This is a genomic window from Deltaproteobacteria bacterium (genome assembly GCA_016235345.1).
Taxonomy (GTDB): Bacteria; Desulfobacterota; Desulfobacteria; order Desulfobacterales; family Desulfatibacillaceae; genus JACRLG01.
Genome location: JACRLG010000019.1, coordinates 1 through 24,403 on the forward strand (window position 1 = coordinate 1; position 24,403 = coordinate 24,403).

Below are 24,403 nucleotides of genomic sequence, written 5' to 3' on the forward strand. Positions count from 1 at the left end.
CGCGTAGTTGTCCCACTCGTTGACGGAGTAGACCAGATCGTCGCGCACGATGTCGCTTCCGTCCTTGTTCACCGCAATCTCGTTCTCTGCGGTGTCGGGAACGCGCTTCACGCAAACCAGAATTTCCATGTTGTGTCTCCCTTGGAGGCTTAAAGTTTTTTTGCGGGGGAGGGAGGGGAAACTTTTTCTGAAGAAAAAGTTTCCCCACACTTCCACCCCAGCCGATCTACGATCGTCCGGGGACCCCGGTCTCCCCCGCGCCCCCTCCCACCCCTTCAAAAAGACTTTAAGTCAAGTGGGTAAGGGGTTTTCTCCGTGATTTTCGCCAACTTTGACTTCAAGGCCCGGCCTTATATCCGGGCCTTTTGACGTGCCTACGCAATGTGCTGGTCTACAAGCTCAACAAGATCAATGACTTCCATGATGCCTTCAAGTCCCGAAGTCTTGATGGCGTCTTCTATGTTCACCTTGCAGAAGGGGCAAGCCGTGACCACCACGTCGGCTCCGGCGTCCTTGGCCATTGCCACGCGCACCTTGCCCATGCGGGTCTCTTCCACCGGCTCGTAGAAAAGCATCAAGCCGCCGCCGCCGCAGCAGAAGGAGCGGTCGCGGCACTTTGTCATGTCAACCCTTGTAAGGCCGGGGATGGCGTCCAGCACCGCGCGCGGGTCTTCGTACAGGCCGTTGTGGCGGCCAAGGTAGCAGGGATCGTGATACACGTACTTCTTGCCGCTGGTCTCAGGCGTCAGCTTCAACTTGCCGGATTTCACCGCGCCAAGGATGGTGGTGGCCATGTGCTCCACTTCGCAGATGCCCTCATAGTCCTTTTTAAGGGCGTTAAACGCGTGGGGGTCGGCGGTGACGATCTTTTTCGCGCCGGAGGCCGCTATCATCTCGGTGTTGTGTTCCTTCAGGCTCTGGAACAGGCTTTCCTCGCCGAAGCGACGCACCTCGTGGCCGGAGTCCTTCTCGGCAGGGCCGAGAATCGCTGCTTCCACCCCGGAGGCCGCAAGCACGCGGGCGGTGGACTGGGCGATTTTGCTGATCTGGTCGTCGAAGGAGGTGATGGAGTCAACGAAATAAAGGGTCTCGCAGGTCTCGCCCTTTTTCACATCAACAACGCTGATGGGCATGTCCTTGATCCACTCGCTGCGCTTCTTCTCCATCTTGCCGTAGGGGTTGCCGCGCTTTTCCAGGGCCGAGAGGGGCTTCTGGAGGCTCTGGGGCACCGCGCCCTCGTCCACCATTCCGCGCCTGAGGTCCACGATCTTGTCTATGTACTCGATGAAGATGGGGCACTCGGCCTCGCAGGCTCCGCAGGTGGTGCAGGACCAGATTTCATCCTCTGAGAGGATGGTGCCGATGAGATTGTCGTTGGCCTCGGCCTGGCCCTTCAGGGGGAAGGCCTTGAAGAGCTTGTCCCGGCACTTGATGGAGATGAACCTGGGGGAAAGCGGGCGGCCCACGGTGCGGGCCGGGCACTGGTCGGAGCAGCGTCCGCAGTCGGCGCAGGAATAAAAATCCAGGATGTGCTTCCAGGTGAAGTCCGTGAGTTTTTTCACGCCCACTGATTCCAGGGCTTCCAGCTCCTCGGCTGTGAGGCCGTACTGGATGGGCTTTATGGTCCCCTTGGTGAGCTTTGCAAGCCACACGTTGGGAATGGAGGTGATGACGTGGAAATGCTTTCCCAGGGGAAGCAGGTTCAAAAAGGTGAAGAAAATTATTTCGTGAACGAGGTAAGCCCATACGTTGATCACGGAGAGCTTGGACACCGAGGTGAAGGAAAGCGCGTGGCTCACGAACCATGGAATCGTGAAGGGAACCAGAAGGTGCGGCTCCTGCCCGGCCTTGACCGTGGCCGCCGCGAGGCTGCCTTCAAAAAAGCCGTCGGCCAGCATGAGGCCGGAGATCATGCAGAGGATGAAAACCGCCTCCGCCGTGTGGTCGTGGCCCAGTTCCTTGGGCACGGCGTAGCGTTCGGGCTTTATTACGCCCCGGCGCACAGCGGCGATGACGCAGGCCACCAGAACCATGGTGGCCGCAAGGTCCTTGGTGACGCTGTAGACCCCGCCCAGAATCTGGCCTTCGCCCACTATTGGCAGGGCGAAGCCTTCGGTCACGCCCAGAAGGACCAGGGTGATGGAGCGGAGCGACAGAATACAGAACCCGGCGAAAATCATTATGTGCAGAACGCCTGCGCTCCAGTAGCGGGGCTGGCGGTACTGGCCTATGGCGAACTTGACCATGTGCCAGGTGCGGGCGATTACGCGGTCAAACCGTGGGTCCTTGCGGGACAGATACAGAGGCTTGATCCGGTTGACGATTATATAGGTGAAAAGGCAGGCGGCCACCACGGGAATAAGCACCGCGAGAATGATCACGGGTATTCCAAGGATGGTGGCCTGGGCCGGTGGGGGGAGTAGGTTTACTGCATGGGCTGCGGCTGGATCCATAAAATTCTCCTTTGCCTCGTTTATTACTGACCGTTTATTACTGATATTAAGAGCCCGTTGAATGACTCCGGCTTGACGAAATCAAGCGATTGAAGCTGAACGATCTTTTGTTGCGTAAGGCCAAAACGGCCACGGCCCGCCGGGGGCCGGAAGAAAACCTTCAAGGCGAACCGGAAGCCGCCAAACACGGTTCTTGCGGCCATTTTTTCCGCAACCGGGCGGAGCGAAGGAGGGGATTGTCCCCTTTATCCTTTTTTTTAAAAAATGAAACCGCGTTCAGCTAACAAAACCGACAATTTCTTGTCAAGGATAAAAGGCCCTCACCGACGCTTTGCGTCAAAGTGTTACGTTGCGAAACACGGGTTGTCGTGATATGGAAATCCGTAAAAATTCCGTCTTGTTTCAAATTCCCCTATTTTCCCCGGCACATGGAGGAAAAATGCCAGAGAACAGCCAGGCCCCGGATGGCGCGGGCCGGTCCTTAAAAGAACTCGCAGTCGGCAAAAGCCCTCTTCATCAGCGCAGGATAAGCGTTTCGTCCTACCCGGTGGAGGGCTTCAGGGTGCTGGTGGAAGGATGGCTGAACGACGAACGCCTGGTTCCCATCTACCGGCACTGGGACTCGAAACCACGCGATGAAGGCCCGGTCCACGGCCTTTGCATAAGGATGCTGGTGGGAAGCTATCCTCTCACCATCCTGGACGCCGAGGCCGAAATGCCCACCACGCCCAATTCCCAGTGCACAGCGGCCCAGGAGGGGATAAAAAAGATAATCGGGCAGGAGATACGTTCCGGCTACAGCGAGCGCATAAGGGACCTCATAGGCGGGGCCGCAGGCTGCACCCATCTGACGCACCTTGCGGTGGTGATGGGGCCCGCCGCCCTGCACGGGTTCTGGACCCTCTACGCCCAGAACCCCAGGCCCGCCCCGAAATCCTTCGAGGAGGTGGAGGGGCTTGAGTACCTCATCAACTCCTGCCACCTCTGGACCCCGGACGGCCCCTACATAGCGGAACTGAAAGAGATGATAAAAACCCTTGCCAGGGAAGGGGAAAAACATGGAAAAAACGCATGACACGCGCGTTCCCTACGCCTCGGCCCTACCCTACACGGCGGCGGACGGAAGCCTCGTGAGGGAGCTTTTTCACCCGGAAATCCACGGGGAGGTTTCAACCAGCCTGGCCGAAATGGTTGTGGCCCCGTTCGGGGAGTCCGCCCTCTACACCCATCCGGGCTCGCACCTTACGGTGCATTTTCTGGAAGGCCGGGGCTCCATGCGGGTGGGGGCCAGGGTCTTTCAGACAAACGAGCGCGACACCGTCTGCGTTCCGGCAAAAACCGCCTGGCAGGTCCAGAACTCCGGCGACTGTTTCTTAAGGTTCCTGTGCTTTTTCTCGCCTTTTCACAAACATTCCGAAACCATCATCGTCTCGGCGAACGGAAAGCAATCATGAAAATAATTCATTACACCGAAGAAACGGAAAAGGTTTTCGAGGGCGACGCGGTAAGAGGCGTCACGGGCCGGGTGCTGATAGGAAAGGCCGACCAGGCGCAGAATTTCTGCATGAGGCTTTTTTCCGTGGAGCCAGGGGGCTTCTCGCCAAGGCACAGCCACGAATGGGAGCATGAAATCTTCTTCCACTCCGGCCAGGGGGCTGTGTGGGACGGCGATGGCTGGACCCTGGTGGGTCCTGGTGTGGCGGCCTTCATTCCGGGAGGGGCCGAGCACCAGGTGAAAAATGCCGGAAACGAGCCTTTGATATTCGTGTGCCTGATACCAAGCGGTGTCACTGAATTGTAACCTGGGGGATCCGGGCTGCGTTGTTACGGAAGATCAATCTGAGCGGCCAATGGGGATCTGTAATGAACCCCCGTTCAGCGAATGGCTGTTTCAGGCGTCTGCAAGTAAAACCCCGGAATGATTTTTTGCCCTTGCCGCTAACACCATCTTCCTATTGCAAGTAAGTCCAAGTTGGGATATGAAAAGGCCCACGGCGTCCTGTCCAAAGGCAGGGGGGAAACGGCCATCGCCCCTTAGGGGCGCTTGCGTCCATCCCGTTGCCCGAACCCAGGCAGGGCCTGCGGCCAATACCAACATCCATGGAGAAGGAGGGTTTCATGAGCACTCCCCAACACTGCCCCGGCTACGAACAGTTCAAAAACCTCAAGTCCTTCACCTGCAAATGCCCCAAGTGCGGCAAGGAGCTGGAGATTTTCTCGGACGAGTTCGACAAGGCCCACAAGTGCAAGGGCTGCGGCGAGGCCATAGACTTCACCCAGTGCAAGCTGGACCAGTAATTCTTGAAGGCCCCGTTCCACCTTCGGAGCGGGGCCTTGCGGCAAAACCGGCCCGCCGCTGGCAGCGCCGGAAACGCCTTGTAAATTCAGCGAGATGAAACCTTTTCGCGGGAAGCCGGACCCGCTGCCTGCTCTCAATATGCCAAACTTCCTTTTTCGGCGGCCCGCTTTCCGGTGAACGCTTCTCCTTTGGCTTTGAAATTAAAGAGCCGTTTTCGCGTCAAGACCGCGAAGGAGATTTTTTTCTTGACCTTTCTGAAATAATAACTATTATCAATACGAATAGGGAATTTGAACTTGCATACCCAAAGAGCCATAAGAATGACGCGACAACGAAGAGTCATAATGGAAGAGCTTCAGAAGGTGCACTGCCATCCCACTGCGGACCAGGTTTACGAGCTTGTCCGCAAGCGCCTTCCGAGAATCAGCCTGGCCACGGTTTACAGGAACCTGGACGTGCTTTCCGAGTCCGGCGCAATCCTGAAGTTGGAGTTGGGATGCACCCAGCGAAGGTACGACGGCGACATCAGCCCCCACTACCACGTAAAATGCGTGAAGTGCGGCAAGGTGGGCGACGTGTTCGTTCCTCCCATCAATGTTCCCGAACTGGGGCCGGTGGCCGACTTTTCCGTTCAGGGTCACAAGGTCGAGTTCTTCGGAATATGCGACGAATGCGCGGGAAAGAACGGGCATCGCCTGGATTCCTGAAAGAGGGGTCTTCCTTAAGCGCCCTTCAATATATGTCCTTGTGAGCATGACGAACCCATGATATGATAAGCCGTCGTATCATGAAGCCCTTCCTCTTTCTTCAGGCATCCACGGTAATTTCACTGTGAACCCCGTCCCTCAAAGCGCCAGTCGTCGAACAGGGGGACGCCCTCTTTCTTTCAACACACAGGACCCCTAAAGGAGCACCGCCATGCCGAGCATCAAGGGAACCGAAACGGAAAAGAACCTCCTGAAATCATTCGCCGGCGAGAGCCAAGCCCGCAACCGCTACACCTACTTCGCTGGACAGGCCAGGAAGGACGGCTACGTCCAGATCGCCGATATCTTCGAGGAGACCGCCAACCAGGAAAAAGAGCACGCCAAGCGCTTCTTCAATTTTCTTGAAGGCGGCGAGCTTGAGATCACAGCAGCCTTTCCGGCTGGCGTGATCGGAACCACCCTGGAAAACCTCCTTGCCGCAGCCGAGGGCGAAAACTACGAGCAGACCGTCATGTACCCCGGATTCGCCAAGGTGGCGCGTTCGGAGGGTTTCCCGGACATCGCAGCGGTCTGGGACAAGGTCTCCGTGGCCGAGCGCCAGCACGAAAAGCGCTACCGCGACCTCGCCGCCAACATAAAGGCGGGACGGGTCTTCAAGCGCGAAAAACCCGTAACCTGGCGCTGCCGCAACTGTGGCTACCTCCACGAAGGAACCGAGGCCCCGGACCAGTGCCCGGCGTGTGCGCATCCGCAGGCCCATTTTGAACTCCTCGGCGAAAACTGGTGACAGGCGGCCTGAAAACGCGAGCTGCTGTGTCAGGCGTCACCGAAAAGTCGGTCACGTACAAAAGAGTACGCTCCCTCCTTTTCGGCTCGCCTTCCTTGCATCTCATCGTTTTCAAACCGCCTGTCCGTGATTAAATTCAAGCGGGGTGACCTCCATGGTTTTTGATTCATAGCTTATGACGTGGCCGGGAAGATGCATGGGGGATTAATTCCGATGACCCTGAAAAGAAACCGGAACCTCAGATTCCGAAGCATCTTTTCCGGCCCCTTTAATTCCGGTTTGGGCGGCGTTTGGGTCAATAAGTTGCGGACGGAAAAATGTCCATTGTTTCCGGCATATTCCACTTGTTGCAATGGCCTTGCGGCATAACGGCCCGGCCCGCTTCATCCTTTCCCGGCCCTGTTTCGGTATTCGCAGTTCCGAGCCATTGCTTGGTCTGATATTTTTTTCTTAAATATCAGATTGTTAAGTATTGGTACAATTTGTGCTCTATAGATTCAGGTATGTTTCGGGTTTGCAGAGCAGGAAGCGGTGCGGCGATGCATGGCGTGAATCCGCCGGCAGGTTCCTGCATACCAGACAACCGACGGCCAATGAGTCCTTCTTTAACAAGCAGACAACAACACACCAGGGAGACATGACCATGGCAGCGAGAGGCGAAGTCTACAAGTGCGCGATTTGCGGAAACATCGTGGAAATGATGGTGGCGGGCGGCGGCGAGCTGGTCTGCTGCGGCCAGCCCATGGACCTCATGGTGGAAAACACCGTTGACGCGGCCAAGGAAAAGCACGTGCCCGTCATCGAAAAAACCGCCGACGGCTGGAAGGTCAAGGTGGGCGCGGTGGCGCACCCCATGGAGGAGAAACACTACATCCAGTGGATCGAGCTTGTGACGGCAGACACCACCTATATAAAGTTCCTCGCCCCCGGACAGGCTCCCGAAGCCGAGTTCTGCGTCAAGGCCGACAAGGTGACCGCAAGGGAATACTGCAACCTGCACGGCCTCTGGAAAGCCTGACAGGCTGCGGCAAAAACCGGACTAATCTGAAAAGCCCCAGGGCTTGCCTTGAAACGGCGCGGTGAAGAAATTTGCCGCGCCGTTTCGGTAACAAAGGAGTCTCAAGCCATGAACCCCACTTTCAAATGCACCAACTGCGGCTATACCCTGGAAGCGCCGTCGCCGCCCAAGGAATGCCCGTCGTGCCACGAAAAATGCGAATTCGTGGACGTCACCTGCTACATACCCGAATGCGGGACAGGCCCGAAAGATGAGCGACTCGGCTGACAGGCCCAGAGCCCAAAACCGGCTGGCCGGGGAAAAAAGCCCCTATCTTCTCCAGCACGCGGAAAACCCCGTGGACTGGTTCCCGTGGGGCGAGGAAGCCTTTGCCGAGGCGAGGCGGCGGGACGTCCCGGTCTTCCTCTCGGTGGGCTACTCCGCCTGCCACTGGTGCCACGTAATGGCCCACGAGTCCTTCGAGGACGCGGACATCTCGCGGCTTTTGAACAGCCGGTTCGTATCGGTGAAGGTGGACCGGGAGGAGCGCCCGGACATCGACCACCTTTACATGGCTGTGTGCCAGGCCCTCACGGGCCGGGGCGGCTGGCCCCTTTCAGCCTTTCTTCTGCCGGACGGCCTGCCCTTTTTCGCCGGGACCTACTTTCCGCCCCGCTCGAAATTCGGCATGACCGGCTTTTTCGAGCTTCTTGGAAACATCTCGGTTCTCTGGCGGGACGACCGCACCCGTGTCGTAACCTCGGCGGGCAACATCGCAAAGGCCTTTCAGCCCCCTGCCGCAAACCCCGCCCGGCCCGACCGGAAAATTTTCGCGGCGGCCCGCAATCAGCTTGCGGCGGCTTTCGACAAGGCAAACGGCGGCTTCGGACAGGCTCCCAAGTTTCCCACCCCTCACCAGATCACCTTTCTGCTGGCTCACCACGCCCAAACGGATGGCGGCGACGCAGAAGCCCTTGAAATGGCCCTTTCCACCCTGGATCATATGGACCGGGGAGGCATCCACGACCACCTTGGAGGCGGCTTCCACCGCTACAGTGTGGACGAAAAATGGCTGGTCCCGCATTTCGAGAAGATGATCTACGATCAGGCTGGCCTTGCGGACGCTTATCTTTCGGCCTTTGAACTCACCGGGGACGGGCGTTGGGCGGAGGTCGCCAAAGACATCTTCGGCTATGTTCTGCGGGACCTGACAAGCCCCGAAGGGGCCTTTTTCTGCGCGGAGGACGCCGATTCCGAAGGCGAGGAGGGGCTTTTTTACGCCTTCACCCAAAAGGAGTTGAAAGAGGTTCTGGGCGAGAATGACGGGGCTTTCGCCGTGCGCTTTTTCGATGTGAGCGAGGCCGGCAACTTCGAGAAGGGAAAAAGCGTCCTCTCGGTTCCGGTTTCCCCCGGGGAATTCGCACGGCTGGAAAACATCGAACTTTCCGCCTGCCTTTCAAGGATCGAATCCGTCAAAAAGCGCCTCTACGAAGCCCGGAACCTTCGGCCCCGGCCACTTCTGGACGACAAGGTCTTAACCGGCCTGAACGGCCTCATGATGGCGGCCCTGGCCCACGGCGCGAGGGCGCTTTCGGACGACAGCCTCCTTCAGGCCGCCAAACGGGCCGCCAGGTTCATCGAAAACAGCCTCGTCGATTCCGCCGGTCGGCTCCTCAGAAGGCATCGCGGCGGCGAGTCGGCCATACCGGCCTTTCTGGAGGACTACGCTTATTTCACCTTGGGTCTCATCGAAATCCACCGGGCTGGCGGCGGCGGAGAATACCTTGAAAAAGCCCTTCATTATCACTCGGAGACCTTAAGGCTCTTCGGGGACGAATCGGGCGGTGGCGGGCTTTATCTTTCAGGGCTCGGCAACGAGCCCCTTTTCGCCCGAAACCGGGACGCCTACGACGGGGCCGTTCCATCCGGAAATTCCGTGGCGGTGGAAAACGGCCTCGTGCTTTCGGAGATTTCGGGCGACCCGGCTCTTAAAGAGCGTGCCCTGTCCATCGCGGGCTGGTTCGCGGGCGAGATGGAAGCCCATCCCACGGGCTTTTGCCACATGCTGAAAGCCCTTTACCCGGCCTTGGGAAAGGATGCGTGAAAATGCGGAAACTGGCGTTTCTCCTTGTCATCGCCCTTGTGGCGGTTCCCCTCTACTGCCTCCACGCCAGGCCGCCTGCCGGCGAGATAAGGGAGTACCGGGGCAGAAAGCTGGACTCCTTCGAACGGTCCTACGACAACTCCATCAAGGGCCCCCAGAAGGTGGACCCGGCAAGCTACCGCCTTGCCGTGACCGGCATGGTGAAAAGCCCGCTTTCCCTCACCCTCAACCAAGCTTTGGCCTTCCCCCCGGTGGAGAGGGCCATCACCCTTTTCTGCGTGGAGGGCTGGAGCGAGCACCTGCTTTTCAAGGGGATAAGGCTTGCCGACCTTTTCAAAAAGGCCGGGGTGAAGTCCGGCGCGAAAACCGTGATTTTCCGGGCAGCCGACGGTTACAGCTCGGCCTTGTCTTACGATTTCGTCGTCAAAAACGACATCATCCTTGCTTATTCCATCAACGGACGCACCCTGGACGAGGCGCGCGGGTTTCCTTTTCAGGTTGTCGCACAGGAAAAACTAGGGTACAAGTGGGTAAAATGGGTGACATCGGTGGAGCTTTCGGACAAGCCCTTCAAAGGCTACTGGGAGCAGAGGGGCTACTCCGACGAGGCGGACGTTGAGGGCCGGGATTGAAGGGCAGTCAAAACAGGCATGGGAAGGGCGCGGCCATGAAGAAATCGCTTGCTGTTTTCGTGATCGTCTTCTTTTTAGCGGCGGCGTTGGCTGCCCAAAACGAAGCGGCCCCAAAAATGCCGGAACCCGACAAGGCCCCGAAAAAGGGCGCGGCCCAAATCGTGGTAAACGGAGGCCCCAAGGGCGACATCGCCTTTCCCCACGCAAAACACCAGGACACCCTGAAGGACTGCAGCCTCTGCCACGCCCAGTTCGCCCGTGAACCGGGGGTTATAGTGAAAATGAAGGCGGCGGGCTCCCTGGAGCCCAAGGCCGTGATGAAGGCCTGCATCGCCTGCCATAAAAAAGGCATGGAGGCCGGTCAGAAAACCGGCCCGACTTCGTGCGTAAAATGCCACGGCACCGCCCAGTAGGCGGTATTGCGAATCAACCACATAAACTTTTAAAGGGAGATACATCATGGACAAATACGTATGCACGGTCTGCGGCTATGTTTACGATCCCGGCAAGGGCGACCCCGAAAACGGAATCCCCCCCGGAACCGCATTCGAGAAGCTGCCCGAAGACTGGACCTGCCCGGTCTGCGGCGCGGGCAAGAGCGATTTCGAGAAGGAATAGCGGAACAGGGACGCCGCTTTTAACCGGGCGGCGTCCCCAGTCTTTACCAGCCTGTTGAAAAGGCTGGAATTAAAGCCCGCCGAAAAACGATGAGTTGCAAGGCTAAACTACAAGCCAATGAGTAAGCGTACTAAAAGTACGTGACGGAATTGGCTTTGAAGTGCAACAAAGCAAATCGCGTTTTTCGGCGGGCTGTTACCGGAGAAAAACCATGCCCCCCAAGATCGTCGTCTTTTCAATGGCCACCTGCCCCTACTGCATATCCTTGAAGGGCTTCCTCAAGGAAAAGGGCCTGGAGTACACGGACTACGACGTTGAGCACGATCTCGACAACTACGCGCTCATGAAAAAAATGGCCCCGGGAATCCGCACCGTCCCGGCAGTGGTGATAAACGACGGGGAAAAGATTCTCACCGGCTTCGAGCGCGCCGAATACGAGGCGGCCCTGGCCGAAACCGGAGCCTGACCATGGAAAACGACAGGGCGGTCTACGACGTGGTGATCCTGGGCGGCGGCCCGGCGGGCCTGTCGGCTGCGGTTTACGCGGCCCGCAAGATGATGAAGGCTGTCATCGTTTCCGGCAACATGGGCGGCCAGGTGGCCTCCTACTACGACATCGAAAACTACCTGGGCTTTTCCATGGTTGAAGCCGCCGACCTCATAACGAGGTTCGAGCGGCACGTGGACAGATTCGGCCTTGAAAAGGCGGTGGGCGCAAAAGTCATTTCCGCCGAGCTTGACGGGCCGGTGAAAAGGCTCGTCACCGAAAACGGCAGGGAGTTTCTTTCGCGCACCATTATAATAGCCACCGGCAAACGCCCAAGGCCCTTGAACGTCCCTGGCGAGCAGGAACTCACCGGACGCGGCGTGGCCTACTGCTCCACATGCGACGCCCCCCTTTACAGGGGCTCCGCCGTGGCCGTGGTGGGCGGCGGCAACTCGGCCCTGGAAGCTGTGATAGACCTCGCCAAGGTGGCAACCAGGGTCACCCTGGTATCCCTCACCCCCCTCACCGGCGACCCCATCCTGATAAAAAAGGTGAATGAATTCGGGAACCTCGAAATTCTCACCGAACACGAAACCCTGGCCGTGCTTGGGAGCAAAAACGGAGTCACCGGCCTGCACATAAGAAAAATAGGCGATGAAAAGGCCCGCGACATCGCGGTGGAGGGCATTTTCATCGAAATCGGCCTTCTGCCCAACTCCGAGCTTTTCGGGGGCAGGATGGAGTTGAACCCGGGAGGCGAAATCGTGGTGGACGCAAAGTGCCGCACCAGCGTCAAGGGGATTTTCGCCTGCGGCGACGTGACGGACGTTCCCTACAAGCAGGTGGTGATAGCGGTTGGCGAGGGAGCGAAAGCGGCGCTCGCCGCCCATGAATACTTAATAAGAGGATGAGGGTTTTAAAAAAATGAAACAGCCCATCGAAATCGCCCCCGGTATTTTCTGGGTCGGGGCGGTTGACTGGAACATACGGGATTTTCACGGCTATTCCACCGAGCGCGGCACCACCTACAACGCATATCTTCTGATGGACGAAAAGCCCGTCCTGATCGACACGGTGAAGGAGCCCTTTGCGGGCGAGATGCTGGAGAGGGTCTCCCAGGTCATAGCGCCATCGAAGGTCTCGCACATCATTGCCAACCACGGCGAGATGGACCACTCCGGCGCGCTTCCCGCCCTGGTGAACGCGGTGGGGCCGGAAAAGCCCGTAATCTGCTCCAAGATGGGGGCCAAAAGCATAGCGGCCCACATGGCAGGCTTGAACCTTACGCCCGTTGCGGACGGGGGGACGCTCAACATCGGCAGGCGCACCCTGAGTTTCCTGGAAACCAGGATGCTCCACTGGCCGGATTCCATGTTCACCTACGCGCCGGACGAGCGCATCCTCTTTTCCAGCGACGCCTTCGGCCAGCACTACGGCGGCCCGGAGCGCTTCGACGACGAAATCGGCGACGCCATCATGCCATTTGCGAAGAAGTATTTCGCAAACATCCTGCTTCTTTACGCGCCCTTGATCGAAAAGCTCATCGCAAAGGTGACGGAGATGAAGCTCGCGGTGGACATGATCTGCCCTGACCACGGCGTCATGTGGCGCAAAGAGCCTGGAAAGATCATTTCGGCCTACGCGGACTGGAGCGCCCAGAAGCCGGCGAACAGGGCCGCCGTGGTGTACGACACCATGTGGAAGAGCACGGAGAAGATGGCCCACGCACTGGTCGAGAGCTTAAACCGGGAAGGCGTGGCGGCGAGGCTTCTGCATCTAAGGGCCAACGATCGAAGCGACGTCATGACCGAGGTCTTCGATTCCGGCATCGTGGCCATGGGCTCGCCCACCTTGAACAACGGCATGTTCCCGACGATGGCGGATTTCCTGTGCTACATGAAGGGCCTGAAACCCAAAAACAAGATCGCCGCTGCTTTCGGCTCCTATGGATGGAGCGGCGAGGCGGCCAACCTGGTGCATCAGGAGCTTTCGGGCGCGGGCTTTGAAATGGCCGATTCCGCCCTTCGCGCCCTGTTCGTGCCCAACGCTGACGCCACCCAGGCCTGTTACAATCTTGGAAAGAAGCTGGCGGACTTACTGAAACAGAAGATGGCGTCATGAAAATCCCCATCATCGACCGCGCCGAATGCACCGACTGCGAGGGCTGCATGGCCATGGCCCCCACGGTGTTCGCTAAAAACGAAGCGGGGATCATCGAGGTTCTGCCTCTTCCGTCCTATCCCGAAGACGAGGTTGACGAGGCCATCAAGAACTGCCCCTGCAGGTGCATAAGATGGGAGGATGAACCTTGAGCGGATCGCCCGAAAAACCGGTGGTCTTTTTCGTTTTTCGTGAGGAGGCCGTCTGCTTCGTGCACGTTCTTTTGAACGCCCTCGATTTTTCCCAAAAGGGCCGCCTTGCAAGGATCGTGATGGAAGGCCCGGCTGTGAAGCTGGTCGGAAGCCTGGAAAAGCAGGAAAGCCAATTCCACTCCCTTTACATGAAGGCCAAAAACGCCGGGCTGATCGACGGGGCCTGCATGGCCTGCTCCCGCCAGTTCGGGGTTAACGACGAAATCGTCAAATCGGGCCTTCCACTTCTTTCGGACATGAACGGGCACCCCGGAATTCTTCCCTACATCGAGCGTGGTTTCGAGGTGCTGATTTTCTGATGAAACCATTCATCTTCGACATAAGCGGCCGGGCCCTTAAAAAAAAGGTGCAGGGCCTTCTTCTGTCGCCGGACTGGCTTTCGGCCAAAAAGGCCCTGGAAAGCCTGCCAGCCCGGAAAGCCGTCAACCCCCTCACCGGCTTTCTGTGCAGCAGCGACGAAAACGTTCGCTGGCGGGCGGTGGAAGCCCTGGGCATCGTGGTTTCGCATCTTGCCAAAAAGGAGCCGGAATCGGCCAGGGTTGTTTTAAGGCGGCTCCTGTGGATGCTCAACGACGAGTCGGGCGGGATCGGCTGGGGAGCGCCCGAAGCCATCGGGGAGATTCTCGCCCGTGACGGCGGACGCCTTGCCGAGGAATTCGGGCGGCTGCTGGTCTCCTACGTCAATCCTTCGGCCAACTTTTTGGAGCACCCGGCGCTTCGCCGGGGGGCCCTGTGGGGAATAGGCCGCCTTGCCCAGGTGAGGCCGGATATAACCCTGGCGGCCACGGACGACCTTTACTCGCTTTTGTCCGACCCCGACCCGGCAAACCGTGGACTTGCGGCGCGCGCCCTGGGGCTGATGGCCGCGCCGGGGGTTTCTGACGGCCTTTGCAGGCTCTTGTGCGAGCCTTTTCCCGTAAACGTGTGGGAGGATGGTCAAATCCGGCACGTAACCGTGGCCGGGCTCGCAAGAAAGGCCCTGGCCTCCGCCCGCCCGCTCGGTTATACCGGGGAAAGCAGGCCCCCCGGTTCGGACAAGCCCTGATGCGCCTGAAAGACCGCCTGGAAGAGCAATACCGGCATTACAACCACCGGGATTTCGTCCACCCGGACCCCCTGGAATTCCTCTTTCGCTACGATGACGTGAATGACCGCGAGGTGGCGGGCCTCATAGCCTCGGCCCTGGCCTACGGAAAGGTGGAGCGCATCCTGGTCTCAGTGGAGCGAATCCTGGCCCCAATGGGCGGAAATCCCAGGCGCTTTCTGATGGAGTCCGGTGAAGCCAGGATCGCGCCAGCCTGCGAGGGCTTCGTCCACCGGTTCTGCAAGGGGGATGACATGGCGGCCTATCTTTGCGCCATGCGGGGGGTGCTTGAAAAATACGGCTCCATTGAGGCGGCCTTTTCATCGGGAGCCAAGCCGGGCGATGTTAACGCGCTTCCCGGCCTTTCCGCCCTTTTCCGGGCCTTTGTGGAGGCCGGTTTTCCGGAAAAAAACCACCTCATGCCGGACCCCGGGGCCGGAAGCCCGGTGAAAAGGCTGAATCTTTTTTTGCGGTGGATGGTGAGAAAGGACGCCGTGGACCCCGGCGGATGGGAAACGGTGAAACCGAGCCAGTTGATAGTGCCGCTCGACACCCACCTTCACAGGGTGGCCAGGGAGCTTGAACTTACGGGCCGAAACGCTGCCGACATGAAAACCGCCCTTGAAATAACCGAATCCCTTGCCAGGTTCTGCCCGGAAGACCCGGTGCGCTACGATTTCTCCCTCACCCGCCCCGGCATCAGGGGCAGGAGGGATTGACCCGTCTCATCACATCCCGGTGAAAAGATTCTTCGCCCACAGGGCGGCTGACTTCCGGTTCACGAAATCCCCCTCCTTGATGTCCTCCAGCATGAACATTTCCACGAGCATGAAGGCCTTGCGTAAAAAGGAAAGGCGCGAAAAATCGAGCCTGCCGTTGAAAAAGGCCACGCTTTCGGGCCTCAGTTCCGGGTAGCGCTTGCGGAAGCGTTTCACTGCGTAATGGGGAGTGTGGAAATATTCGTAAAAATTGAGCCACCCCGGAGAACGGTCCACCCCGGAGAGGGTGGGATCGATGAAGACGGGGATTGTCGGGGCGGCAAGGCCTTCTTCCACGGGAATCGTGAGGCAGGTGAAGAAAAGGGCCAGCGGGCGGGCGGCCAGGGCTTCGCGGCTGGCCCTCAGAAACCGGCGCATCGAAAATGTTGTCCTGCCCAGCCACAGGGGGCAGCCAATCACAACCGCGTCAAAGCCTTCCAAGGACCCGCCTTTTTCGGAGAACTCCCCCGCCTTCCGCACCGAGGCCTTCCAGCCGCGCTTCACCAGGGCCTCGGCCACGGCCCTTCCCACGTCCTCGGAAGCCCCTGAAACGGAATCGTAAACCACAAGAACCTTAGGCATTCAAGTCGCCTTCCTTCACATTTTGAGCGCCGCGCCCAAGAGGCGGTTCACCCTGCTTCGGGCCTCGCCTCCCCCCGGAACCTGGGGGCAGTGGCGGGAAATGGCCGCCAGGAGCCTGGCGTGGGGCAAAAGGTGCGAGCCCAGGAGGGGCTTTCCGGTGGAGAGAAGCGATCCCACCGTGTTCCTTCGCCGGTCGGCCCAGCAGAAGCTGTTGATGAAGCCCCAGTGGCCGAAACATTCCCTGGTGAAGGGGCCGTACATGCCGACGGGGTCGTTTCCCAGCATGAAGCCCGCGCTGTAGCGCATGGGCAGAAAGAGCATCCGGTCGAATTCCTGGGGCCTCGCCTCTATGGTGGCCCGGCGCACGGTGAGCGGCGAGAATATGCGCACGCCGTCAAGCTCGCCGTAATTGAGAAGCATCTGGAAGAAGCGGCTGGCCTCGTCGGCGGTGGAATACATGTTGCCGGAGGGGATTATGGCCTCCATGAAGCGCCGGTCGTTGGAAACCTTCACCACCTCCTGCCATGACGCGGAAAGCACCCTTTTCACGAAAACATTGATGGGGGCGATGACCGGAAGCCCGGTATAATAATTGGTGGCCGCGTCCCCGATCCGGTCCGGCGGAAGGCCGTAGTTGAACGTGGAAAAACCCATGGGCTTCTGGATGTTCTCGGCCAGGAATTCCCTTATGTCCTTGCCGGTCACCTTTTTCACTATGGCTCCCAGTATGAAGCCGCCTGTGATGGCGTGGTAGGCCGCGTGGGCCCCGCTCTGAAGAAGCGGCTTCGCCTCGCACAACACCCGCGAGCATTCCTCGAAATCGAAAAGAATATCCGGGTCCGTTTTTCCGGGAACCGCAGGGAAGCCCGAAAAATGGGAAAGGACCTGGAAGATGGTGGTGTTCTGTTTTCCGTGGGCTGAAAATTCGGGGATGTAATAATCCACCGGGTCCGAAAGCCTTATCTTCCCCCACTCCACCAGAAGATGGATGCACATGGCGGAAACGGCCTTGGACGCGGAGAACAGGCAGATGGGCGTCTCCGGCGTGGCCGGAACCTTTACTGCGTCCGGCGGGTCTCCGGGCCCGGCCCCTCTGGCGTAACCGATGGCCCTTTTGAGCACCACCTTCCCGTTGCGCCTGAGGCAGAAGGACAGGGCCGGATGCATCCCGCTCCTGTACAGACCCTCCACCGCCTTCCAGATGGCATCCACGCTTTTGCGGTCCATTCCGGTCTCGGCGGGGTCGGCTTCTTCTGCTGGATCGTAGGTAATGAGATCTGATATGTCTTCTGGTACGTGAATGCCCTTGTTCAGGCAGGAAAGGGGGGCGGCCACGGGGAACACGGCGGCCCTTGCAGCGGTTCTGGCCACGGCCTGCCCTGCTGCGAAGGGCAGGGAAGCAATTTTTCTGGCGCCTGAATGCATTGTGCCTCCATTCTCGAAAGTGGCGGGGATTGGCCCTGACCCGGCCCGCCTGTTTTTCCGGAAAGCGGCCTGCGTTTTTGTGGTGACGCCGGCTTTTCAGCCCAAGGGGTGGAAGCCGGGCAAGGGCTGCGACGATTTCTCCGAAAATGAGCCGACGAATTCGGCGAGGCTGGCCACAGCCAAAGGTTGGGACGAAATGGCGCGGCCTTCCAGGGAATCCAGGAAGATCGAGTCATCGTTCGGCAAAACGGCCACGATTTTATCCTGGGGCAGCTTGGCCCTTAAGGCGGCCTCGATTCTTTCATCGGCCTTGTTCAGCACAAGCCGCATGGGAACCCCCGCCTGGGCGGCCATGCCCGCCAGTTTGTCCGCCATGAGCACTGATTCGTGGGTGGGGTCGATCACGGCCAGGATAAGCCCGCAGCCTGCGTCAACCCCGCGCCCCAGATGTTCCACCCCTGCTTCGGTGTCCACGATGACGAAGGTGTCCGGCCCCTCTTCCAGGTTGGCCAGGAATCGCTTGGTGAGGGCTCCTATCATGCAGGCGCAGCCCTCGCCGAAGTGCTTCACCTTGCCCATGACCAGAACCTTCACGCCGGCGACTTCCGAAAGGCAGGTCGCCGGGATGTCGGAAACGGTAAATTTCCTGTTGATGATGGGGATGAGATTCATGTCGCTCGCCTGGTTCATCTTCTCCCGGACCCCGGCGCGGCCCCCCAGGTTTTCCAGGAGCACTTCGGGAGTCTCCACGCCCGCGAGCCTTGATAGGCCGAAGTTGGATTCGTCGGCGTCCACCAGAAGAACCGGCCTGCCCATCCGGGCCAGGTTCTTGGCCAGAAGCGCCGCAAGCGTGCTCTTGCCGCTGCCGCCCTTGCCGCAGATCATGATCTTCATGAATTTTCTCCAGAAAGTATGAAAGGTACCAGATATCGCCTCTTACCCGAATCTGCGGTCGAACGCAAATCAAACATACATGGCGGCAGGTCGGGCGCTGTTGAAAGTGGGCAGTCGGCAATAGAAGACTTGGAAACCTGGGTGGCGCGGCAGTTCGCGCCATCCCAGCCTCCTCCGCTCCCCAGGGCGCGCGGAAGCGATGAAATGCAAGAAAGGCGAGGAGTGCGGGAAGGACGCGTACTAAAAGTACGCGACGCGCCGCACGACGAAGCCTGACACAGCAGTTTGCACCCTTTCAGCCTCCTCCGCTTCCCAGGGCGCGCGGAAGCGATGAAATGCAAGAAAGGCGAGGAGTGCGGGAAGGACGCGTACTAAAAGTACGCGACGCGCCGCACGACGAAGCCTGACGCAGCAGTTCGCGCTTCCGCGCGCCCTGGGGAGGTGGGGGCGGGGGGGGAGGTTACCCTCCCCCCCGCGCTAACAGAGGGATATGGGGGATTTTGCGCACGAGGCGCGGGGGAATCGGTGAGGAAGATGGAGGCGAACGGCAGAGACCCTTTCGGGAGCGCTGCCGCTCACCTGACGCCGCATCCGGTGAAACCTTGGCTGCTAAAATCCGGCGAGGGCTGCAATCGTTTCAAGTGAACCCAGGCCCCTTCGCCCGCAGCCGAATTTGCCGGGAATCCCGGCCCCGTGATCGGCGATTATGTCAAATATGGCAAAGGGAGTTTTGTGAGGCGTACTCCCTTTCCTGTGTTTCGGTCCCGGCCCCCTACGCTTCCTCTTTGCGAAGGACTTACGGAAAAGCCGACCGGGATTTACGCCGTAACCCCGGACTCCGCCTTCCCTCGCCGCCTCGGATACGTTGAGGACCGGGCTTTGACTTTTTATAAAGCAAGACTTGTGCCACCCGTACAGGAAGTGGAAAACACCGTAAAATCAGGCATGGAATTTTTTTTGAGGGGGTCTGAGCGGGGCTTGGTCCTATGGACTCCATATATAATTTATTGGAAAACAATACGGCGGATCAAAACCCGGATTTTTTCAGGTTCCGACATGGACGGAAAGGCCAGGGGGCTTGACGATGGAAAAACAAGAAGGATTATTCACCGGAATATCTGCTGGTTATGCGATGCTTGCGTAGAAGCTCATAAAGGCGTGGGGCGGAAAGGCCGGAAAGGGCTGCGGCCCGTTTGACCTCGCCCTCCGTCCTGGCAAGAAGCTCCACCAGGTAGCGTTTTTCTGCGTCTTCCACCATGGTGCGGCGGAAATCCTGCCATTTGAGGGGCATGGTCTCGGCGCTTTTAGCCGTCTCGTCCGGGGCCGTGGGAGAGGACGGGATTTCGCTGATGCCCGCTTCCTTTTTTTCCTGGACGGCGGGGGCGTGGCTTTCGATTTTTGTGAAGGCGCTCCTTGCCAGGGTGGCCCGGATGGAGGCGGGCAGGTGCCTTGCGAAAAAGAGGGGCTCGTCCTGGGCTTCGGCGAAAACGCTTTCCATGGCGTGCTGAAGCTCCCGCACATTTCCGGGCCAGGGATAGGATTCAAGATCCTTAAGAAACATGGGGGAAAGTTTTTTCTTTTCCGTCCCGGTTCTCCGGGCCTCCCTTTCAACGAAGTTCTCCACCAGGGGCAGGATGTCGTCCACCCTGTCCCTTAAGGCCGGCAGGTGGATGGTGACGGCCTGGAGCCGGAAAAGAAGGTCTTCCCGGAACTTGCCCTCGGCGGCCATGCGGGCCAGGTCTTTATTGGTGGCGGAAATGAGCCGGAAGTCGCTTTCCACCTCCTCCACCTCGCCTATGGGGCGGAAACGCCTTTCCTCAAGCACCCGCAGGAAGGCCTTCTGCAGGGGGAGCGGAAGGTCCCCCACCTCGTCGAGAAACAGGGTGCCCTGATGGGCGTGCCGGACAAGGCCGGTTTCAGCCTTGTGCGCCCCGGTGTAGGCCCCCTTGGCGTGACCGAAAAGAAGGCTTTCCGCAAGGGTCTTGGGAAGGGAGCCGCAGTCCACCACCACGAAATTTTTGTCCGCGCGCGGGCTGTTTTCGTGGATGAGGCGAGCGAACATCTCCTTGCCCGTGCCGGTTTCGCCGTAGATGAGTACGTGGGAGTCGTTTTTGGCGCAGCGCGCGGCCAGGGACAGGCAGTTGTTGAGGGCCGGGCTTCTGCCCACTATCCCCCGCCGGTTCAGCTTGTCCACCGGGTCGCTCAAAATTTTCTGCCGCCGGTATTGAAGGGCGTTTTCGAGGGCCAGGACAAGTGAATCCATTGAGGCGGGTTTTTCGATGTAATCCCAGGCATCCGCCTTGATGGCCCGCTCTGCTGAATCGGGGTCGGCGTAACCCGTGACCACTATGACTTCCGGGCGGGAGGGCACGGTTTTCAGGAGAGGAAGGTATTCCAGGCCGTTGCCGGAAGGAAAGCGCACGTCCAGAAACACCGCGTCCGGCCCCATTTTGATGGCCTTTTCCAGGCCTTCATCGAGGGTGTGGATGCAAACGACTTCGTGGCCCTTGTCCCTGAATATGCGTTCAAGGATGGCGCAGATGGCCACATCGTCATCTATAACGAGGAGTTTTGCCATAGTATGATGCCAACTTACCCCGATAACGACAAAAAGGTCAACACTTTTCCCAAGATATCCCAGGTATAAGCCCAAGGGCCTTTTTAAGGGGTTTTCACCACTGACACCACAAGGCGTTCAAGTTCCATGACCGATATGGGTTTTTGGGCGATTATGCTTACGCTTTCGTCGTCAAGGCCGGGCGGGGCCGGGGGGGCGTCCGGGCCTTTCAAAAGAATCACCGGTATTGAAAGGCCCCGCCTTTTAAGTTCCCTTGCCAGGGCCAGACCTGAAAGGAACGGCAGGGCATGGGAGGCGACTATCACGTCGAAGGCCGAAGGGTCTGCGAGGATTCTTGCCAGGGCTTCGTCGCCGTTTCGCTCCAGGCTCACCCAGTGGCCCATGCCGGTTAAAAGCCGGTACATGGAATGGCCCAGGTCGCCGTCCTCTTCGGCCAGAAGTATGTTCGCGCCGCCGCCGTTGAGTTCGCCAGGTTCGGCCCCGGCCCCTTCCTCGCTGGCCAAGGGAAGGAAAACCTGGAAAGTGGTCCCCGCGCCGGGCTTTGAGGCAACCTTGACGAAGCCGCCCATCTCGCTAACCAGGCCGTGTACCACGGCAAGCCCAAGGCCCGCGCCCTCTCCTGGGTTCTTGGTGGTGAAGAAGGGCTCGAATATGCGCTCCATGACCTCCTGGGGCATTCCGGGGCCGTTGTCCGAAACAACGAGGCACAGGAAGGCGTCCCCTCCGTCCTTTTCTTCGGCGGTGGCAAGGCTCACGAAAAGCTCGCCGCCCTTGTCCCTCATGGCCCACAGGGCGTTGTTGCAAAGGTTGGCCGTCACCTGCTGGATGGCCGAAGGGGTTGACAGCACCCTGTCGTTTTTGATGGTTTTTTCAAAGCCGATGCGTATGTCCCGACCCGCCGTGGAAAGAATGATCTTGATGGTTTCCTTGATGACCGGCGACACGGAAAGGACGGCGGGCGCGTCGGCGGCCCCCCTGCTGAAGGACAGAAGCTCCCGTATCAGGTCCCTCGCCCGCCTGCCGCTTTCCAGGGACATGGCAAGGGCGTCGTAGGAGGAGTCTTCGGGCGGAAGTTTTTTCAGGCAGTATTCGATGTTCAGCAACATGCTCATGAGGATGTTGTTGAACTCGTGGGCCACCCCGCCCGCAAGTGCGCCCACCGCCTGCATCTTGCGCATGGCGGCCACCTTGCGGGAAAGGTTTTCCTCGAAGGTGACGTCCCTGAAGGCTGCTATCACGCGCCCGACCTTTCCCTCCGGGCCGGGCATGGGCGAGAACAGGGCGTCCAGGAAAAGCGCGCCTTCCGGGTGTTTGACCGTGAGGCGGCAGGAATGGGGCTGGCTGGTATCGAACACCTCGGCAACCCTTCCGCATTCCTCTGCAAAGTCGCAGTGGGGCAGGAAATCCCCGAACACCCGCCCAAGGGCCAGGCCCCTGACCTCGCTGCGCCTGATTCCGAGCGATTCCAGGGTTTCCCGGTTGGCGTCTTCCACGATAAGCCCTGGGCCTATGACCAGTATCTCGTCCCTCATGCTCTGAAAGACGCTTCTTACGTACTCCTCTCCCCGGCGTAGGGTCTCCTCCATCTCCTCCCGCCGCTCGATGTCCAGCGAAAGGGCCTGGTTGGCGCGGGCCAGATCGCCGGACATCTCCTCCACCCTCTCCACCATCCTGTCAAAGGCGCTGGCCAGGGCTCCTATCTCGTCCTTCCTTTTCATGTTCAGCCGGGCCGAAAGATCGCCTTCGCCTTCTATAAGAAGGGCGTGGTCCCTTATCCGGGTTATGGGCGACAGCACGACCCTTCGATTGAGGATCACTATGGCTGCAAAACAGGTCAGAAAAGCGGCGAGGGTGAAAAAAAGGGCAAAGGCCAGGACCCTCATGCCGCGCTGGTGGAGGCTGCGGTCAAGCTCTGCGGTAAGAAAGAAGTCCCTTTTTCCGCCAAGGTCCGGAAGCCGGGTTTCCACCACGAGCCTGTCTGCGCCGGTGCGGGATATGGTGTAGCTTCGGCTCCCTGCCTTTATTGTCTCGGCCTTGGGATCAGGGCCGGTTCCGAAAACTGCGCTGCCCGGCAGAACGGAAAATTTCACCCGTGTCTGTTCCGAAATCCGCCTCACCGCCCGGTCATCCAGAAAGGCTCCCATGATGATGGTGCCCCTGGAAGGCCCGCTGTCGTTGCTGGTGACAATGGGCTGGGCAGCCGCAATGAGGGGACCCTTCTGGGTGTTCAATACGCCGGACCGGGAAGCGCCGGGCATGGCGGGCGAATCATCATCCCACTGCGGGCAAAGAAGGGGGTGATCCTTTGGAAGGGCCTTTTCGGGGAACTCGTTAAGGGACGGTATCCAGTGATCCTCCGGGGTCAATATGCCGCTCCACACCACCTGCCCTTCCGTATCGACGAAATAGATCAGGTTGGCCCCGGTTGTGGAAAAGGTGTTTTCCAGAAGGTTCGATTCCACGTAAGACCTGTTGCGGTCCTTCATGAAACGCCAGGTGTCGTCCCATGCCCCCCAGTCGCTGGCCACTGCGGCCAGGTGACCGGTTTCGCTCTCTATGGCCCGGATCACCCGCTCCATGTTCCTGGCCGCGTCTTCCGCCTCAAGCGCGGAAAAGCTGGTAAGGACGACCCTGGACAGAAACAGGGCCTCCACCACGGCAAGAACGCAGAAAGCCGCCACAAGCACGAGAGCGGTTTTGCGTCGGATGGTCATGGCTTTTCCTTTTCAGAGAAAACCCGACCCGGAGGCGCCGGGCAACCTTGTTGTCATATGTCCACCAGGTTCAGTATGTGCTCCTCCGGCCTGCCCGGAAAAAGGGCGGGGTCCACAGTAAGGCTTATGGCCGTTTGTGGGCAGGTCTCGACGCACCTTCCGCAGCCCCTGCATTCGTCTCCGATTTCCGCCCTGCCGTCCGACAGGGTTATGGCGTGGGCGAAACACGCGTCAACGCATGAGCCGCAGCCGATGCAATCCTCGCCCACCGAAACGCTAACGCCCGGAGCCTTGTGGATTTTTCCGGCAAAGCGCTCGCCCACGTAGGGAAGGCCGCGCGTAATGCAGCAGCAGGGGCAGCAGTTGCATACGGTGAGGAGTTTCTCTCCGGGGCCGATGCCGAGCCAGACCGTATCGAGCTTGCTCCTTCCCACAAAATGGATGAGCCCGGCCTCACGGCACCGGGCCAGGTGCGCCCGTGCCTCGTCCTTGGTGACGAAGCGGCCCCAGCCCGGATTGATGTCACGGGTGGCCTCGCCCATGAAAAGGCAGCCGTACTTCACGGGGTAATCCCTGCACTCCATGCTGGTGCGGCAAATGCAGAAATCCATGAGGAAAAGGTGTTCGGCCTTGTCGATCAGATGATCGGCCAGGGCGGATGGAAGCACCGTCTGGCCGGGGTCTTCCACGTTTTGGTTCACCGTCACCACCTGGTCCCGTGGCAGGCAGACCAAATGATCCCCCTCGAAAAGAAAATGCTCAACGATCCGCCCGAAAACGGGAAGTTTGGCCGCAGCCATCTTTTTTTCATCGCGGATGAAGGTCTTTTTGATGAAGCCGATGAGCCAGTCGGGTCGTGACATGCTTTCTCCTGATCGCAGTGGAATTCCTGCCCAATTTTAACCGAATGAT

General features: G+C 59.2%; 27 protein-coding genes. 19 read left to right on the forward strand and 8 right to left on the reverse strand.

What is annotated here, in order from left to right; all coding sequences use genetic code 11:
• Together HZB23_09325 and HZB23_09330 are read right to left on the reverse strand one after the other, a co-directional pair.
• Window positions 1-129: electron transfer flavoprotein subunit beta (locus HZB23_09325; protein ID MBI5844853.1), on the reverse strand; the 129-nt coding region annotated here is incomplete at its 3' end.
• Window positions 130-374: 245 nt separating this feature from the next.
• On the reverse strand, window positions 375-2,453 hold the full coding sequence (locus HZB23_09330) for a (Fe-S)-binding protein (GenBank protein ID MBI5844854.1): 2,079 nt from the start codon (window positions 2,451-2,453) through the stop codon (window positions 375-377).
• A gap of 439 nt (window positions 2,454-2,892) precedes the next feature.
• Here HZB23_09330 and HZB23_09335 point away from each other — a divergent pair, with 439 nt between their 5' ends.
• The 19 genes from HZB23_09335 (at window position 2,893) to HZB23_09425 (ending at window position 15,259) form a co-directional block, all read left to right on the forward strand.
• The gene (locus tag HZB23_09335) at window positions 2,893-3,528 is read left to right on the forward strand and encodes a DUF2889 domain-containing protein (GenBank protein MBI5844855.1); all 636 of its coding nucleotides are present in this window, start codon (window positions 2,893-2,895) and stop codon (window positions 3,526-3,528) included.
• On the forward strand, window positions 3,512-3,907 hold the full coding sequence (locus tag HZB23_09340) for a cupin domain-containing protein (GenBank protein MBI5844856.1): 396 nt from the start codon (window positions 3,512-3,514) through the stop codon (window positions 3,905-3,907). Before HZB23_09335 ends, HZB23_09340 begins: the two co-directional genes overlap by 17 nt.
• Window positions 3,904-4,254 (forward strand): cupin domain-containing protein, encoded by a 351-nt coding sequence (locus tag HZB23_09345; protein ID MBI5844857.1) that lies wholly within the window; start codon window positions 3,904-3,906, stop codon window positions 4,252-4,254. Before HZB23_09340 ends, HZB23_09345 begins: the two co-directional genes overlap by 4 nt.
• Before the next feature lie 317 nt (window positions 4,255-4,571).
• Window positions 4,572-4,751: a hypothetical protein gene (locus HZB23_09350; protein MBI5844858.1), complete on the forward strand. Its 180-nt coding sequence runs from the start codon at window positions 4,572-4,574 to the stop codon at window positions 4,749-4,751.
• Between the two features lie 321 nt (window positions 4,752-5,072).
• On the forward strand, window positions 5,073-5,459 hold the full coding sequence (locus HZB23_09355) for a transcriptional repressor (protein MBI5844859.1): 387 nt from the start codon (window positions 5,073-5,075) through the stop codon (window positions 5,457-5,459).
• A gap of 211 nt (window positions 5,460-5,670) precedes the next feature.
• Window positions 5,671-6,246: a rubrerythrin family protein gene (locus HZB23_09360; GenBank protein ID MBI5844860.1), complete on the forward strand. Its 576-nt coding sequence runs from the start codon at window positions 5,671-5,673 to the stop codon at window positions 6,244-6,246.
• A gap of 643 nt (window positions 6,247-6,889) precedes the next feature.
• Entirely contained in the window at window positions 6,890-7,264 is a 375-nt protein-coding gene (locus HZB23_09365) for a desulfoferrodoxin (GenBank protein ID MBI5844861.1), read from the forward strand.
• Between the two features lie 108 nt (window positions 7,265-7,372).
• Window positions 7,373-7,531 carry a hypothetical protein gene (locus tag HZB23_09370; protein MBI5844862.1) on the forward strand — a complete coding sequence of 53 codons (159 nt, stop codon included), beginning with the start codon at window positions 7,373-7,375 and terminating at the stop codon, window positions 7,529-7,531.
• Complete coding sequence (locus tag HZB23_09375; protein MBI5844863.1) at window positions 7,515-9,347, forward strand: thioredoxin domain-containing protein; 1,833 nt, start codon at window positions 7,515-7,517, stop codon at window positions 9,345-9,347. Before HZB23_09370 ends, HZB23_09375 begins: the two co-directional genes overlap by 17 nt.
• Before the next feature lie 2 nt (window positions 9,348-9,349).
• Complete coding sequence (locus HZB23_09380; protein ID MBI5844864.1) at window positions 9,350-9,979, forward strand: molybdopterin-dependent oxidoreductase; 630 nt, start codon at window positions 9,350-9,352, stop codon at window positions 9,977-9,979.
• Between the two features lie 35 nt (window positions 9,980-10,014).
• Window positions 10,015-10,392: a cytochrome c3 family protein gene (locus tag HZB23_09385; protein MBI5844865.1), complete on the forward strand. Its 378-nt coding sequence runs from the start codon at window positions 10,015-10,017 to the stop codon at window positions 10,390-10,392.
• Between the two features lie 46 nt (window positions 10,393-10,438).
• Window positions 10,439-10,597 (forward strand): rubredoxin, encoded by a 159-nt coding sequence (locus tag HZB23_09390; protein ID MBI5844866.1) that lies wholly within the window; start codon window positions 10,439-10,441, stop codon window positions 10,595-10,597.
• Between the two features lie 211 nt (window positions 10,598-10,808).
• A complete protein-coding gene (locus tag HZB23_09395; protein ID MBI5844867.1) occupies window positions 10,809-11,063 on the forward strand; it encodes a glutaredoxin family protein in 255 nt (84 codons plus the stop codon).
• 2 nt (window positions 11,064-11,065) lie between these two features.
• Window positions 11,066-11,995 (forward strand): FAD-dependent oxidoreductase, encoded by a 930-nt coding sequence (locus HZB23_09400; protein MBI5844868.1) that lies wholly within the window; start codon window positions 11,066-11,068, stop codon window positions 11,993-11,995.
• Window positions 11,996-12,008: 13 nt separating this feature from the next.
• Window positions 12,009-13,205, forward strand: coding sequence for a flavodoxin domain-containing protein (locus HZB23_09405; protein MBI5844869.1), 1,197 nt, complete (start codon window positions 12,009-12,011; stop codon window positions 13,203-13,205).
• Window positions 13,202-13,396, forward strand: coding sequence for a ferredoxin (locus tag HZB23_09410; protein MBI5844870.1), 195 nt, complete (start codon window positions 13,202-13,204; stop codon window positions 13,394-13,396). The genes HZB23_09405 and HZB23_09410 overlap by 4 nt, the downstream gene beginning before the upstream one ends.
• 20 nt (window positions 13,397-13,416) lie before the next feature.
• Window positions 13,417-13,755: a cytoplasmic protein gene (locus HZB23_09415; protein MBI5844871.1), complete on the forward strand. Its 339-nt coding sequence runs from the start codon at window positions 13,417-13,419 to the stop codon at window positions 13,753-13,755.
• Window positions 13,755-14,501: a HEAT repeat domain-containing protein gene (locus tag HZB23_09420; protein ID MBI5844872.1), complete on the forward strand. Its 747-nt coding sequence runs from the start codon at window positions 13,755-13,757 to the stop codon at window positions 14,499-14,501. The genes HZB23_09415 and HZB23_09420 overlap by 1 nt, the downstream gene beginning before the upstream one ends.
• Window positions 14,501-15,259, forward strand: coding sequence for a TIGR02757 family protein (locus HZB23_09425; GenBank protein ID MBI5844873.1), 759 nt, complete (start codon window positions 14,501-14,503; stop codon window positions 15,257-15,259). The genes HZB23_09420 and HZB23_09425 overlap by 1 nt, the downstream gene beginning before the upstream one ends.
• Before the next feature lie 9 nt (window positions 15,260-15,268).
• Here the strand turns inward: HZB23_09425 and HZB23_09430 are convergent, their stop codons facing one another.
• The 6 genes from HZB23_09430 to HZB23_09455 all read right to left on the reverse strand — a co-directional run bounded on the left by HZB23_09430 (window position 15,269) and on the right by HZB23_09455 (window position 24,354).
• Window positions 15,269-15,880 (reverse strand): hypothetical protein, encoded by a 612-nt coding sequence (locus HZB23_09430; protein ID MBI5844874.1) that lies wholly within the window; start codon window positions 15,878-15,880, stop codon window positions 15,269-15,271.
• A gap of 15 nt (window positions 15,881-15,895) precedes the next feature.
• Window positions 15,896-17,305, reverse strand: coding sequence for a beta-lactamase family protein (locus HZB23_09435; GenBank protein ID MBI5844875.1), 1,410 nt, complete (start codon window positions 17,303-17,305; stop codon window positions 15,896-15,898).
• A 96-nt stretch (window positions 17,306-17,401) separates the two neighbouring features.
• On the reverse strand, window positions 17,402-18,199 hold the full coding sequence (locus tag HZB23_09440) for a P-loop NTPase (protein MBI5844876.1): 798 nt from the start codon (window positions 18,197-18,199) through the stop codon (window positions 17,402-17,404).
• 1,102 nt (window positions 18,200-19,301) lie between these two features.
• The gene (locus HZB23_09445; protein ID MBI5844877.1) at window positions 19,302-20,777 is read right to left on the reverse strand and encodes a sigma-54-dependent Fis family transcriptional regulator; all 1,476 of its coding nucleotides are present in this window, start codon (window positions 20,775-20,777) and stop codon (window positions 19,302-19,304) included.
• A gap of 83 nt (window positions 20,778-20,860) precedes the next feature.
• Entirely contained in the window at window positions 20,861-23,491 is a 2,631-nt protein-coding gene (locus HZB23_09450; protein MBI5844878.1) for a HAMP domain-containing protein, read from the reverse strand.
• A 53-nt stretch (window positions 23,492-23,544) separates the two neighbouring features.
• Window positions 23,545-24,354 carry a 4Fe-4S binding protein gene (locus HZB23_09455; GenBank protein ID MBI5844879.1) on the reverse strand — a complete coding sequence of 270 codons (810 nt, stop codon included), beginning with the start codon at window positions 24,352-24,354 and terminating at the stop codon, window positions 23,545-23,547.
• Between the last annotated feature and the right edge of the window lie 49 nt (window positions 24,355-24,403).

What these genes read in the sequence shown, in the direction of transcription:
- HZB23_09370 (MBI5844862.1), top strand. Translation starts at nt 7,373, where the DNA reads ATGAACCCCACTTTCAAATGCACCAACTGCGGCTATACCCTGGAAGCG.
- HZB23_09430 (MBI5844874.1), bottom strand. Translation starts at nt 15,880, where the DNA reads ATGCCTAAGGTTCTTGTGGTTTACGATTCCGTTTCAGGGGCTTCCGAG.
- HZB23_09425 (MBI5844873.1), top strand. Translation starts at nt 14,501, where the DNA reads ATGCGCCTGAAAGACCGCCTGGAAGAGCAATACCGGCATTACAACCAC.
- HZB23_09445 (MBI5844877.1), bottom strand. Translation starts at nt 20,777, where the DNA reads ATGGCAAAACTCCTCGTTATAGATGACGATGTGGCCATCTGCGCCATC.
- HZB23_09380 (MBI5844864.1), top strand. Translation starts at nt 9,350, where the DNA reads ATGCGGAAACTGGCGTTTCTCCTTGTCATCGCCCTTGTGGCGGTTCCC.
- HZB23_09455 (MBI5844879.1), bottom strand. Translation starts at nt 24,354, where the DNA reads ATGTCACGACCCGACTGGCTCATCGGCTTCATCAAAAAGACCTTCATC.
- HZB23_09340 (MBI5844856.1), top strand. Translation starts at nt 3,512, where the DNA reads ATGGAAAAAACGCATGACACGCGCGTTCCCTACGCCTCGGCCCTACCC.
- HZB23_09405 (MBI5844869.1), top strand. Translation starts at nt 12,009, where the DNA reads ATGAAACAGCCCATCGAAATCGCCCCCGGTATTTTCTGGGTCGGGGCG.
- HZB23_09420 (MBI5844872.1), top strand. Translation starts at nt 13,755, where the DNA reads ATGAAACCATTCATCTTCGACATAAGCGGCCGGGCCCTTAAAAAAAAG.
- HZB23_09330 (MBI5844854.1), bottom strand. Translation starts at nt 2,453, where the DNA reads ATGGATCCAGCCGCAGCCCATGCAGTAAACCTACTCCCCCCACCGGCC.
- HZB23_09345 (MBI5844857.1), top strand. Translation starts at nt 3,904, where the DNA reads ATGAAAATAATTCATTACACCGAAGAAACGGAAAAGGTTTTCGAGGGC.
- HZB23_09335 (MBI5844855.1), top strand. Translation starts at nt 2,893, where the DNA reads ATGCCAGAGAACAGCCAGGCCCCGGATGGCGCGGGCCGGTCCTTAAAA.
- HZB23_09355 (MBI5844859.1), top strand. Translation starts at nt 5,073, where the DNA reads ATGACGCGACAACGAAGAGTCATAATGGAAGAGCTTCAGAAGGTGCAC.
- HZB23_09360 (MBI5844860.1), top strand. Translation starts at nt 5,671, where the DNA reads ATGCCGAGCATCAAGGGAACCGAAACGGAAAAGAACCTCCTGAAATCA.
- HZB23_09400 (MBI5844868.1), top strand. Translation starts at nt 11,066, where the DNA reads ATGGAAAACGACAGGGCGGTCTACGACGTGGTGATCCTGGGCGGCGGC.
- HZB23_09385 (MBI5844865.1), top strand. Translation starts at nt 10,015, where the DNA reads ATGAAGAAATCGCTTGCTGTTTTCGTGATCGTCTTCTTTTTAGCGGCG.
- HZB23_09375 (MBI5844863.1), top strand. Translation starts at nt 7,515, where the DNA reads ATGAGCGACTCGGCTGACAGGCCCAGAGCCCAAAACCGGCTGGCCGGG.
- HZB23_09390 (MBI5844866.1), top strand. Translation starts at nt 10,439, where the DNA reads ATGGACAAATACGTATGCACGGTCTGCGGCTATGTTTACGATCCCGGC.
- HZB23_09435 (MBI5844875.1), bottom strand. Translation starts at nt 17,305, where the DNA reads ATGCATTCAGGCGCCAGAAAAATTGCTTCCCTGCCCTTCGCAGCAGGG.
- HZB23_09395 (MBI5844867.1), top strand. Translation starts at nt 10,809, where the DNA reads ATGCCCCCCAAGATCGTCGTCTTTTCAATGGCCACCTGCCCCTACTGC.
- HZB23_09450 (MBI5844878.1), bottom strand. Translation starts at nt 23,491, where the DNA reads ATGACCATCCGACGCAAAACCGCTCTCGTGCTTGTGGCGGCTTTCTGC.
- HZB23_09350 (MBI5844858.1), top strand. Translation starts at nt 4,572, where the DNA reads ATGAGCACTCCCCAACACTGCCCCGGCTACGAACAGTTCAAAAACCTC.
- HZB23_09410 (MBI5844870.1), top strand. Translation starts at nt 13,202, where the DNA reads ATGAAAATCCCCATCATCGACCGCGCCGAATGCACCGACTGCGAGGGC.
- HZB23_09440 (MBI5844876.1), bottom strand. Translation starts at nt 18,199, where the DNA reads ATGAAGATCATGATCTGCGGCAAGGGCGGCAGCGGCAAGAGCACGCTT.
- HZB23_09365 (MBI5844861.1), top strand. Translation starts at nt 6,890, where the DNA reads ATGGCAGCGAGAGGCGAAGTCTACAAGTGCGCGATTTGCGGAAACATC.